The organism is Iodidimonas nitroreducens (genome assembly GCA_000710935.1).
Classification (GTDB): domain Bacteria; phylum Pseudomonadota; class Alphaproteobacteria; order Sphingomonadales; family Rhodothalassiaceae; genus Iodidimonas; species Iodidimonas nitroreducens.
This window is the reverse complement of sequence record BAYV01000043.1, coordinates 1-11,724: the sequence shown is the minus strand read 5'-3', so window position 1 is coordinate 11,724 and position 11,724 is coordinate 1. Positions and strand designations below refer to the sequence as shown.

Genomic DNA, 11,724 nt, shown 5'->3' with positions numbered 1-11,724 from the left:
ACCAGAGATGAAGGAACGAGATGAGACGCAAACGCACAGGTGCAGATTTTGGCTTTCCACGCTGGGGGGGCTATGGCCGCGATAGCGATGCGGTGCATGTGCGCATGTGTGATTTTCATGGCTGCAATGAGGCGGGCGAGCATCCGGCACCGAAATCCACCCGGACCAATGATCGCTGGTATTTTTGCGAGCGCCATGCCGCCGATTATAATCGCAACTGGAATTTCTTCGCCGGGATGAGTGATGAAGCCGTGCATGATTATATGCGCCGTGAACAAGAGCAGGACGGCGCCACCGGCTATCGCCAAAGCCAGGCCTTCAGCTGGGGCGGCACCCCGGATGCCGATGGCCTGACCCGGGCCGAGCGCGATGCTTTCGATGTGCTGGATCTGGAACCGGTGGCCACTGGCGAGGAGATCAAATCCCGCTTCAGAAGCCTTGCCAAGCAATATCACCCGGATCGCAATCCCGGAGACAAGGAAGCCGCAGTGATGTTTCATCAGGTGCGCGTGGCTTATGATGTTTTAAAACCGCGCATCGCCGAAGGGGTTTAAAGCTCATCTCCAGCTTTTGATCTGGATCAAATATGCTGTTTGGTTTGGTGATAATGTGTGTGCATGGATAAGATGATTGCACAGACCTATGCCGCTGCGACGACGCCGCGCTATACAAGTTATCCCACCGCAGCCGAATTTCATGACGGGGTGGGGGCAGAAGATGCTGAGCGCTGGCTTGCGGCCATTGCGCCGGATGAGACCTTATCGCTTTATATACACATTCCCTTTTGCCAATCCTTGTGCTGGTATTGCGGGTGTCATACCTCGGTCCCCAATAGCTATGTGCGCGCCGAAGCCTATCTTGCGCGGCTGATGGAGGAAATCGATCAGGTGGCGGGCCGGATCGCGCATCATGATGGTGTTGTGCATTGTCATTTTGGCGGCGGCACCCCCACCTATCTGTCTGCCGATGATTTCCGTCTGCTCGCCTCGCATCTGCGTCGTCGTTTTTCCTTTCGTCGCGATGCTGAGTTCGCGGTTGAGATCGATCCCAGAACCCTGGATGACGAAAGGGCAGAGGCTTTGGCCGATGCCGGGGTGGGCCGGGCCAGCCTTGGGATTCAGGATTTCGACCCCGAAGTGCAAAGGCTCATCAAACGGGTGCAGTCTGTCGATGCTGTTGAGGCAACGATCAAACGCCTTTCAAAGCTGGGCATCAATCGTTTGAGCTTCGATCTGATTTATGGGCTGCCCGGTCAGACTGTCGGCACGGTTTCAGCCTCTGCCCGGCAGGCGATTGCCTTTGATCCGGATCGGATTGCGGTGTTTGGCTATGCCCATGTGCCGTGGTTCAAAAAGCATCAGCGGGCCATTGATGAAAGCCGTCTGCCCGATATGGCGGATCGCCTTATGCTTCGGCAGGCCATCGATGCAGAATTGGTGTCGGCTGGCTATTGTCGTATTGGTTTTGATCATTATGCCAAGGCTGATGATCCGCTGTCTTGTGCCGCCGCGAGCGGCCAGTTGCAGCGCAATTTTCAGGGCTATAGTGATGATCCGGCCGATGTGTTGCTCGGTTTCGGGGCATCGGCCATCAGCTCATTTGCTGATGGTTATGTTCAGAATGCCAGCGATGTGGGGGCCTGGCGACGGGCCCTGCGCGATGGACATCTGCCTGTTGCCCGCGGTGTGTGTTTAACAGCGCAGGACAAGCTGCGTGCTGCTGCCATCCAAAGATTGATGTGTAATTTTACGGTCGATCTTGACGTCCTTTGCCGGGATCATGATGTGACCGAGGACAGCCTTGATGACGCGATGCCTCGTCTTGCGCCCCTTGAGCGCGATGGTCTTGTGACAATTGCGGGTCGATGCATTGAGGCAACAGAGATGGGTCGGAATTTTATTCGCAATATTGCCTTTTGCCTTGATGCCCGATCCAAACCCGGCGCAGAACGCCATAGCCGTTCAGCATAGCACTGATATTTTTGTTGAAAATACAGATAGATTTCACTTTAAAGTTGATCGACATATCAATGCAATAATATGATCATATAACACCCTGTGGCAGGGTTCAGGTACATATACAGATTTTAAACAATCTATAATTGTTATTTATTGGGCAGGAGAGCAAGAATGATCGGTAAACTCTGGTCATCAGCAAGTGCTGTGGATGGCACAGGCGATGCCGATGCTTTCATCAAAGCGCTGGATATGATGTTGGATGGTGCCCAGCCGATCAATCGCTTTGCTGGCCCGCAGGCCCGGCTTCTGGATCGTTTGCAGGCCCTTTATACGGAAAGCGTGGCGACCGCAGAAAACGCCCGGGATATGCAAGAACGATTGGAGCTTTTTGAGAATCATTCCGGCATTGGCTTATGGGATGCGGTTTTGCATGAAGGCGATCCTTTTCACGCGCAAAGCCACTGGCGCTGGTCGAATGAATTCAGGCGGTTGGTGGGTTATCGGGATCAATCGGATTTTCCTGATCAGGTTAATTCCTGGAGTGATAAGCTGCATCCCGATGATTATCAGGCCACAGCCGATGCCTTTGCGGCGCATCTCAATGATTATAGCGGCCAGACCGTTTATGATGTGGTCTATCGGCTGCAATTGCGCTCGGGCGATTATCGTTGGTTTCGGGCGACGGGTAAGGCGCGCCGGGATGCCCGGGGTGTGCCTTTGCGTGTATCGGGTTCTTTGATCGATGTGCATGAAGCCCGCACGGCCCAAGAGCGTATTGGGAAAACGGCGGAAACCTGCGAGACGGTTTTGCGCGGCGTGATTGGTGATGTGGGGAATATTGCCGAGGCGGTGGATCAGGCGGCTAATCAGACAGCGACCCGGGCGGAAGATGTTTCTGTGCAAGGGGAGCGGGTGGCGCTTGAGATCGAGCGCAATCAGGGCAATTTGCAAACAGTTTCCAGTGCGGCGGAGCAGATGTCGGCATCCATTCAAGATGTGGCGCAGCAGGCCAATAATACCCACCAGAAATCATCGCTGGCGGATGCGGCAACGCGCGAAGCCAGTGGCGCTGTGGGGCAATTGGCTGATGCTGTTGGCGATGTGGGGCAGACTTTGGACCTGATCAAGACCATCGCGGATCAGACAAATTTACTGGCGTTGAATGCAACCATCGAAGCCGCCCGTGCGGGGGAAGCGGGGCGGGGCTTTGCCGTGGTTGCCAGCGAAGTTAAAAATCTGGCGACCCAAAGTGCCAAGGCGGCGGGGGAGATTTCGAGCCGCTTGGAATCGATGCAGGATGTTTCAAAAAGGGCGGTTGACCGCATGGAGCATGTGGCGGAATTGATTGCCGAGGTTAGCCAGCTGACCATTTCGGTAAGCGCGGCGGTGGAGGAACAGACGGCATCGAGTGATGAGATTGCCCGCAATGTGAGTGAGGTGGCTTCACGCAACCAATCCATGATTGTATCCGTTCAATCGATCAATGAAGCTGGTCGTGCAGCCAAAGGTGCGGGCGATCTGGTTCATGACGAAAGTGATCGTTTGCGTCATCGGTCGGGCGATTTGCTTAAAGCGCTGGATGAATTGATCTCGGTCATCAGGGGTTAGGGTCCTGACCCTAAGAGGTCCTGACCTTAGATAAAGCGCGAGATCAGTTCCTTCATGATTTCCGATGTGCCGCCATAGATGCGCTGCACCCGGGCATCCACATAATGGCGGGCGATTTCATATTCCATCATATAGCCATAGCCGCCATGCAGCTGCAGGCATTGATCAACCACCCGGCCCTGCATTTCCGACAGCCATAATTTGGCCATGGCCCCGCCCTGGGCATCCAGCTTGCCTTCCAGATGGCGGTGGATGCATTGATCCACGAAGGCCCAACCCACCTCGATTTCGGTTTTCATTTCCGCCAGCTTGAAGCGGGTATTTTGAAAGCTGGCGACCGTACGCCCGAAGGCTTTGCGGCCTTTTACATAATCAACGGTAATATCAAAGGCATGCTGGGCGGCCGCAGCGGCGGCCACGGCGATCACCAGGCGTTCTTGCGGCAGTTCCTGCATCAGATAGACAAAGCCCATGCCTTCTTCGCCTAAGCAATTGGTGATCGGCACCCGCACATCATCAAAAAACAATTCTGATGTATCCGAGGCCTTTTGGCCCATTTTTTCCAGATTGCGCCCCCGGGAAAATCCGGCGCGATCCGCTTCCACGAGAATGAGGCTGATGCCCTTGGCCCCTTCATCGGCGCTGGTTTTGGCCACCACCAGAATGATATCTGCAAGCTGGCCATTGGAAATAAAGGTTTTCTGGCCATTAAGGATATAATGATCACCATCCCGGATGGCCGTGGTTTTGATGCCCTGAAGATCGGATCCGGTGCCCGGTTCGGTCATGGCGATGGCAGCGATGGCATCTCCGCTGGCCATTTTGGGGAGCCATGTGCGTTTCAGATCATCTGATCCATAATGCAGGATATAGGGCGCGCAGATATCGGAATGAACCGAAAAGCCTGCCGCCGCCCCGCCATAGCCCAATTCTTCATCAACAATGGCATTGAAACGAAAATCGCCCCCGGCCCCGCCATAGTTTTCGGGCATGGACGGGCAGAGCAGGCCTGCCGCCCCGGCCTTGGTCCAGAAATCGCGGTCGATGATGCCTTGCTTGTTCCAGCGCTCTTTATGGGGGTGCAGTTCGCGGGTAAAGAATGTGCGGACGCTATCGCGAAACATTTCATGATCGGAGCTGTAAATCTCGCGGTGTTTGAGCATTGGTCTATTCCCTGCGAACTTGTGGATTTTGAAAGAGTGTTTGCGCGTGCGGATCAGATGTCAACGCAGGCAGCGATTTGGCCCACCGGCATTGGCGGGTGAGAAGCGCGAGGGGGGGGGAGTGGGGGGCGATGCCGCGTGATCAATGAGACAGCGCGCGCATCAAGGCCACTGCCGGGGCCAGCATGGTGATTTTCAGGCTGGTTTTGATGCTGCCACTGGCCGACAGGGGGGCGAGCATGATGACATCGCGCTCGCGTGTGGGGAAAACCTTGCCGAAATGCCGGCGCCCGCTGGCATCTTTCACCAGACAATCGCAGCCCGCCGCCCGATGCATGGTTTCTTCCGTCAGCCGTTCGCAGACCACCACATCGCCGGCGCGATATTGCCCCATATTATCGGTGAAGCGCACGGCGATGGGATCGCGGGTGGTGGGACGCAGGGGCAAAAGCCCTTCTTCGCGATCCAGCACGCTGCCCGATGCGGTGACCGTGCCATCGATCACCACATTGCCGGTTTGGGAAAAGGCAAAAAGATCAGAGGGATCAACCTCGAGCGCCTGCGAGATTTTGTCGATCCAATCGATGGTCAGGGTTCGCACGCCGGTTTCCAGACGCCCGATGGTTTGGGCGGTGGTGCCGGTGGGTTTGATCCGGTCGGCAACATCCTGAAGCGTTAGCCCCTTGGCCTTTCGGATCTCTCTCAGGCGCGCATGCATCATGGCGAACTCCGCTTGGTTGTCGCTGCGAATAATGACCAGCATATAACCTATATAGAGAATTGCGCAAACAGTATTTACCGGAACGGCACATTATGATAGTACCATATTGGTTCAAAATCAGGAGTATCATCATGCCGCATCAACAATCTGAAGCCGCTACCGATTCGCGCCCAAAGGGGTCATCCGGGACCACCCATAAAGGTGCGCCTGTTCCCATTGGGGGGCGGTCGAAAGACAGCCTTTCAAGTTTTGCCAAAAAAATTCTGGGGTTGCTGGAAGCCGGTGGCGAGTATCGCCAAGCCGCCGATGGCAGCCTTATAATGGGCCGTCATTCAGTGCCGCTGTCGCTTCTAACGCGGCTGCATCGTCTTGATCATATTGATCTTCAGCAGGGCCGGGTCCGCATCACCGAAAGGGGGATAGCCTATTTGAAACGCCAGCGCGCAGCCGCGCAGACAAGAGATGTGCAAGAACGGCAGGAGGCGCCTGATAGACCGGTTGATGCTTATCGCCATCAGCATCTGGATGTACAAAAAGCGGTGCGGATGACCGCCGATGGAAAGCAGCATGTTTATGTTAATACGGCGGAATCTCCCCTTGGGTGGTTGCGACGCAGGCGGGGGCGCGATGGCCGCCCATGGCTGACGGCGGTTCAGTTTGAAGCGGGTGAACGCCTGCGCGAAACCTATGAACGGGCGGGCCTGGGGGTCAAAATCACAGTGGATCTGGCGGCGCTGCCTTCGGCTTCGGGGGGGCGCCATGGCGGGCGCGGGCTTTTGCCGCAAGAGCATCAACTCGATGCCCGGCGGGCAGTGCGGGCGGCAGTGGATGCGGTGGGGCCGGGGCTCGCCGATATTCTGATCCGGGTGTGTTGCCACCTTGAGGGATTGGACGAAGCCGAGCGGGGCCTGGGTTGGCCCGCCCGGTCGGGAAAGCTGGTGCTGGCTTTGGGGCTGGATCGGCTCGCCATTCATTATGGGATGATCGCCCCGCCCGCACGGGATGCGGAACTCGCCTGTTGAGGCCCATAAAAATGTTCCATATTGGTTATTTTTGCCTTGACAATCGGAACGATCCGCGATAGGGTCTGATCCATGCTCGATGAATAGGCGATCACAACGGCTGCCGGCTTTCCGGTGGCCGTTTTTGCGTCTGCAAGAAGGGATGTCATGATGGCTGCACCTGCCTTATCAGCCCGGCGTCGTCGATTGTTTTTGGACGCCTTGCGCGACAGCGCGAATGTCAGCGCTTCGGCGCGTCATGCCGGTATTGCCCGTCGCGATGTGTATCGCCTGCGGGCCAAAGATACGGCGTTTCGCGATGAATGGGATCATGCTTTGGAAGAAGCGCTCGATGCGCTGGAAGGGGAATTGCGCCGCCGCGCCGTGCATGGTGTGGAAAAGCCGGTTTTTTATGCAGGCAAACCCTGCGGCAAGATCATCAGCTATTCAGATCAATTGGGCATGTTTTTGCTGCGCAGCCGGCGGCCCCATATTTTTGGCTCGGAAAGCAGCCTTGGCCCGGACCCGGCGGAGGGCGACAGGCTCGAGACCCGCAACCGGCTTCAGAGCCTTTTGGACCGATTGGCACAATCATGTGGAACTGATGATGCGGATGAAGGGCGCAATGGGGATGATCAGCCGCTGGCGGCAGACAGCTTATGATGAGCCGGGCGCAAGCGGTGGTGCGCCAGCGATCTGCGCAGGATTTGCAGCATTGGCTGGCCAGTTTGGAGCCTGCGGATCTGGAAGCCATTCTTTATGACTGGTCGTTCTGGGCGCGGCCCAATCAATTAGCCCCGGACGGGGATTGGTTTTGCTGGCTGGTTCTGGCCGGGCGCGGCTTTGGGAAAACCCGGATGGGATCGGAATGGGTGCGCTCTTTGGTGGAGGGCCCCACGGCCCTCAGCGCCAAAGCCGGGGCACCGGCGCGGATTGCCCTGGTGGGAGACAGCTTTGCCGATGTGCGCGATGTGATGGTGGAAGGCGAAAGCGGCCTGCTTGCCTGTAGCCCGAAAGCCACCCGGCCCGTGTTCGAGCCATCGCGCCGACGGCTTTCCTGGCCCAATGGGGCGGTGGCGACGCTTTATTCCGCCAATGATCCCGATCAATTGCGCGGCCCCCAGCATCATGCGGCCTGGGCCGATGAAATTGCGAAATGGTATGAGGGGGAGCGCTGCTGGTCGAATCTGGTTTTAGGCCTGCGGTTGGGCAGCGCGCCCCGGGTGATGGCGACCACCACGCCCCGGCCTTTGCGCTGGCTGAAGCGTTTGATGGCCGAGCCATCGACGGCCATGGTCATGGGATCGACCCTTGATAACCGTGCGCATCTGGCCCCGCAATTTCTGGATGAGGTCAATCGCCTTTATGCCGGAACGCGGCTGGGGGCGCAGGAACTGGATGGCCGGATGATCGATGAGGTGGCCGGTGCCCTTTGGACCCGCAAGATGATCGAGGCGGCCCGGATCGGACCCCTTGGCCATGATCGGGAGCCGGTATTCACGCGCATCGTGGTGGCGGTTGATCCCCCGGCCAGCCATGGCGAAAAAGCCGATGCCTGCGGGATCATCATCGCCGGGCTGGATGAGGACGGACTGGTGCATATTCTTGAGGATGCCAGTTGTCAGGGCCTGCGCCCCCTGCAATGGGCCGAGCGTGTGGCCCGCGCCTATGAGCGCCATGCCGCCGATCGGGTGCTGGGGGAAGCCAATAATGGCGGCGATATGGTGGAAGCGGTGCTGCGTCAGGCGGCGCCCGGTTTGAGCTATCGGGCGGTTAGGGCCAGCCGGGGCAAAATCGCCCGGGCCGAACCGGTGGCCGCCCTTTATGAACGAGGGCTGGTGCGCCATCGGGGCTGCTTTGCGGAACTGGAAGATGAAATGTGCAGCTATAGCGGGGCGGCGGGGGAGCACAGCCCGGATCGGCTCGATGCTTTGGTGTGGGCAGTGAGCGATCTGGCTTTGGGGCGGATGTCTGCCCCCCATCTGCGGCGCTTATAGCTTTAAAAATCAGCTCGTGCTGTCGGGCTGGGCGGCGTTGAATTCGCGGATGGCTTCATTCATCTGGCGCTGCACCTCAACCCGGCGTTCATGCACGCTATTGAGATCTTCTTCCCAGCGTTTGCGCTGATCTTCATTCATCCATGAAAAGACCTGCACGGCCCGGCGATCCTTGCAGGCCAGCCATTCATCGATCGATTCGCTATAGGCGCGCACGGCATTCACGCTTTTGAGCATCAGATCCCGATCCGCCTTTTTCCCCACGGGGATTTTCGGCTCATTGCTGGGGGGATCGCCACAATCCGGGGCGGCCATGGCCGGGCTGGATGCCCCCAACAGGCCCAAAAGCCCAAGCATAAGCAGGGAAGGCCGAACCCGTTCTTTCACCCGAAAGCGTTTCATCTCAAAGCGTCTCCATCACTGCGATGGGTGACACTAACCAAGGACCGCTCCTTTGCCAAGGGAGGTCACCAACAAATGGATATCCCATGTCATTTATCAGCACATTAAGACAAAGATTGGGCATCGAGGAAAAAGCCAGCGCGGTTGCGGGCACCGATTATGCCGCCGGTCCTTCCTCGCGCGGCTATCGCCACGGAACGGCCTGGCTTTCCAACGGAACGGCCCAATGGAGCCCGCGCACCTATCCGGCTTTGGTGGAGAATGGCTTTTGCAAGAATGTGGTGGCCAATCGTTCGGTGCGCCTGATTGCCCAATGCGCCGCTTCGGTGCCGGTGCGGCTTTTGATCGGCGAACGCGAAATCCGCACGCATCCGGTGCTCGACCTTTTGGCCCGCCCCAATCCCGGCCATGATGGGATCAGCTTTTTGGAGCAGATTTATAGCTGGCTGCAATTGGCGGGCAATGCCTATATCGAGCGGGTGGATAGCCCATCGGGGCGTGCCGCCGAGCTTTATGCTTTAAGGCCCGATCGCCTGACCATCGAACCGGGGCCAAAGGGCTGGCCTGCGGCTTATCTCTATCGTGTGGGCGGCCATGAGCATCGCTTCGGGGTTCATCCCCAAAGCGGGCGCTCGGCGATCCTGCATCTGAAAAGCTTTCACCCCACCGATGATCATTATGGCCTGTCGCCTTTGCAGGTGGCGGCAATGGCCACCGATATTCATGCCGCGGCATCAGGCTGGACCAAGGCTTTGCTTGATAATGCGGCGCGGCCATCGGGGGCTTTGGTGTTTGAACCCGGCGATGGGATGCCCGGCAATCTGAGCGATGAACAGATCATCCGCCTGAAGGCCGAAATGGAAGCGCAATTTCAGGGTGCGGCCAATGCCGGACGCCCCTTGCTTTTGGAAGGTGGCCTGCGCTGGCAATCCATGGCCTTTTCGCCCGCCGATATGGATTTCATCAACAGCCTGCAAATGGCATCGCGTGAAATCGCCCTCGCCTTTGGGGTGCCGCCGATGCTTTTGGGCATTCCCGGCGATAATACCTATGCCAATTATCAGGAGGCCAATCGGGCGCTGTGGCGTTTGACGCTGCTGCCTTTGGTGGATCGGGTGCTGGCGGGGCTGTCGCGGTTTTTGTCTGGGGATGGCGAGCCGCTGCGTTTGCTGGCTGATCGCGATGCCATTCCGGCATTGGCGATTGAGCGTGAAGCGCTGTGGGCGCGTGTGGGCCTTGCGGGCTTTATGACCCTGAATGAACAGCGTACGGCGGTGGGGCTTTCCCCCATTGCCGGTGGCGATGTGCTGGCGGCGGATCATGGGGAGACTGTGCCCCCTTTTGAGCGTGGCGGGCGGCCCTCTGCTGCCCGCCAAATGAAGGGGCAGGCGGGTCAGTTTGAGGATCGTCCCGATCTCGATCCGGTGATCGTAAAGATATGGCGGACACAGAGCGATGGAGCTGTGCGCGAAAGTCACCGCGCGGCGGACGGTCAGATCGTCCTGGAGCACGAATTGTTTCAGGTGGGCGAGGCGCAACTCAATGAGCCACGCGATCCGAAAGGGCCGCCCGAGGAGACAATCAATTGTCGGTGTGGGGTAGAGTATGTGCCCTTTTTAAAGCTGACGGAAGATCAGCAACAGGAGCTTGAAGATCGTGCAAAAGATTATATGGAACGTCTTCGGCTCGAGAATGTGGAAGCAGAGAAGCCAAGCGAGAGAGAGCTTGGGGAAATACAGTCAGGAAAGATTGACATTGAGCTATTTGATGTTTGGGCACCGCCAGTGATTTGGGGAGCCTGGACTCACCCTACGGCTATTATTGCGCGAAATGTTGAAGTAATTCTTCTTTTTGAAATGGAAACTATTTCAGATGCACCATCTGGTTTTGAGGCGGATGTCGTGTTCATAGATACGGCCGGACAGATGCAAATGAAACGATTTTCAAATCCCGGTACGTTCAGCATCACTGTTGGTGGCGCAGGTGAGAATCTCTCGCAGCCGAGATTTCGCCTGCGGAGCTTTTCGTTTGGTCAGATAGTTCGCGTTAAGGTCATATCGCGCTCTCGCAGTATTCTATGATCGGCGGATCGGCGGTGGCCAAATTATATACTTGTACTTTATCCAAGTATATTTTGCTGCCATTTTTGAAAGAAACATTATCATGAATTCTGAGCTTAGAAAACATAAGAACATCATTCACAGATAATTTTATCTGTTCTTTGATATGACGTGAGATGAACGATTCAACCTGAAGCTGTGTTTTTTCTTTTAATTTCATGTGAAGAATACAAGTTGATTCTTCACATATGATGCAAAGTTTTTCTATGTTTTTTCCAGAAACCAGAATGCGATCATCTTCTCGCTCGAATAATATCCGGTTTTCAGAATGTGTGAGTGATCTGGTATTATCTTGTGCTTGAATGCTGGTGACTGCGTTCAGAGCCAGAAAGACAATAAATGGTATAAAAAAGGTTGGCGGGGCGCGCATAGATAATATCCCAACTCGAAGCTAGAAATGCTCTTGTGAGTAGCATTAGCACAAATTATTCTGCAAGCCTATTCAGACCGCGCTTGATGATCTGTTGCGGTGATGGGGGGCAATGGGATGGGGCGAGCGATGGGGGTTGTGGGGATATGTTTTGGCCTTCTGGCGTTAGCGGTTCTTGCCTTTGGCGAGGCTCAGGCGCGGGAAAAGCTTATGAACTTCAAGGGGCGCGAGCGTCCAGGACTGATGTATATAGAGGCATCCGGCTTGACGCGCTATCGGCCTGATCTGAAGGACTCAGACGCATTTATCAGGACCGTCAATTATATAGGTGAGGGGTTTCTGGACGTGGAGACGGCCTTGCCATCCCCCGATCTGGCCGCGCGC

12 protein-coding genes are annotated in these 11,724 nt (G+C 56.6%); 8 read left to right on the top strand and 4 right to left on the bottom strand.

Annotated features, from left to right (window positions below; all coding sequences use genetic code 11):
• Window positions 1–20 precede the first annotated feature (20 nt).
• From AQ1_RS11920 to AQ1_RS11910, 3 genes are all read left to right on the top strand, one after another.
• Window positions 21–554: a J domain-containing protein gene (locus AQ1_RS11920; protein WP_042087593.1), complete on the top strand. Its 534-nt coding sequence runs from the start codon at window positions 21–23 to the stop codon at window positions 552–554.
• Window positions 555–617: 63 nt separating this feature from the next.
• Window positions 618–1,970 carry an oxygen-independent coproporphyrinogen III oxidase gene (gene hemN, locus AQ1_RS11915; RefSeq protein WP_052371260.1) on the top strand — a complete coding sequence of 451 codons (1,353 nt, stop codon included), beginning with the start codon at window positions 618–620 and terminating at the stop codon, window positions 1,968–1,970.
• Between the two features lie 159 nt (window positions 1,971–2,129).
• The gene (locus AQ1_RS11910; protein ID WP_081837315.1) at window positions 2,130–3,566 is read left to right on the top strand and encodes a methyl-accepting chemotaxis protein; all 1,437 of its coding nucleotides are present in this window, start codon (window positions 2,130–2,132) and stop codon (window positions 3,564–3,566) included.
• Between the two features lie 26 nt (window positions 3,567–3,592).
• Here AQ1_RS11910 and AQ1_RS11905 read toward each other — a convergent pair whose 3' ends face one another.
• The gene (locus AQ1_RS11905) at window positions 3,593–4,729 is read right to left on the bottom strand and encodes an acyl-CoA dehydrogenase family protein (protein ID WP_042087590.1); all 1,137 of its coding nucleotides are present in this window, start codon (window positions 4,727–4,729) and stop codon (window positions 3,593–3,595) included.
• A 142-nt stretch (window positions 4,730–4,871) separates the two neighbouring features.
• Window positions 4,872–5,450 carry a helix-turn-helix domain-containing protein gene (locus AQ1_RS11900; RefSeq protein ID WP_161760600.1) on the bottom strand — a complete coding sequence of 193 codons (579 nt, stop codon included), beginning with the start codon at window positions 5,448–5,450 and terminating at the stop codon, window positions 4,872–4,874.
• Window positions 5,451–5,581: 131 nt separating this feature from the next.
• Between AQ1_RS11900 and AQ1_RS14710 the strand changes: the two genes are divergently transcribed.
• From AQ1_RS14710 to AQ1_RS11885, 3 genes are all read left to right on the top strand, one after another.
• The gene (locus AQ1_RS14710) at window positions 5,582–6,472 is read left to right on the top strand and encodes a DUF6456 domain-containing protein (protein WP_052371257.1); all 891 of its coding nucleotides are present in this window, start codon (window positions 5,582–5,584) and stop codon (window positions 6,470–6,472) included.
• A 147-nt stretch (window positions 6,473–6,619) separates the two neighbouring features.
• Window positions 6,620–7,114, top strand: coding sequence for a hypothetical protein (locus AQ1_RS14705; protein WP_150007428.1), 495 nt, complete (start codon window positions 6,620–6,622; stop codon window positions 7,112–7,114).
• The gene (locus AQ1_RS11885; protein WP_042087588.1) at window positions 7,111–8,448 is read left to right on the top strand and encodes a DNA-packaging protein; all 1,338 of its coding nucleotides are present in this window, start codon (window positions 7,111–7,113) and stop codon (window positions 8,446–8,448) included. The genes AQ1_RS14705 and AQ1_RS11885 overlap by 4 nt, the downstream gene beginning before the upstream one ends.
• A 9-nt stretch (window positions 8,449–8,457) precedes the next feature.
• Here AQ1_RS11885 and AQ1_RS11880 read toward each other — a convergent pair whose 3' ends face one another.
• Entirely contained in the window at window positions 8,458–8,850 is a 393-nt protein-coding gene (locus AQ1_RS11880; RefSeq protein ID WP_042087587.1) for a regulator of G-protein signaling domain-containing protein, read from the bottom strand.
• An 86-nt stretch (window positions 8,851–8,936) separates the two neighbouring features.
• Here AQ1_RS11880 and AQ1_RS14950 point away from each other — a divergent pair, with 86 nt between their 5' ends.
• Window positions 8,937–10,931: a phage portal protein gene (locus tag AQ1_RS14950; protein WP_081837314.1), complete on the top strand. Its 1,995-nt coding sequence runs from the start codon at window positions 8,937–8,939 to the stop codon at window positions 10,929–10,931.
• On the opposite strand, the gene AQ1_RS15195 is transcribed toward AQ1_RS14950, so the two are convergent.
• Window positions 10,903–11,340, bottom strand: a complete 438-nt coding sequence (locus AQ1_RS15195; RefSeq protein ID WP_150007430.1) for a hypothetical protein — start codon at window positions 11,338–11,340, stop codon at window positions 10,903–10,905. The genes AQ1_RS14950 and AQ1_RS15195 overlap by 29 nt on opposite strands.
• Window positions 11,341–11,469: 129 nt before the next feature.
• Here AQ1_RS15195 and AQ1_RS15535 point away from each other — a divergent pair.
• A partial coding sequence (locus tag AQ1_RS15535) for a hypothetical protein (protein WP_462687140.1) occupies window positions 11,470–11,724 on the top strand: 255 nt, incomplete at its 3' end.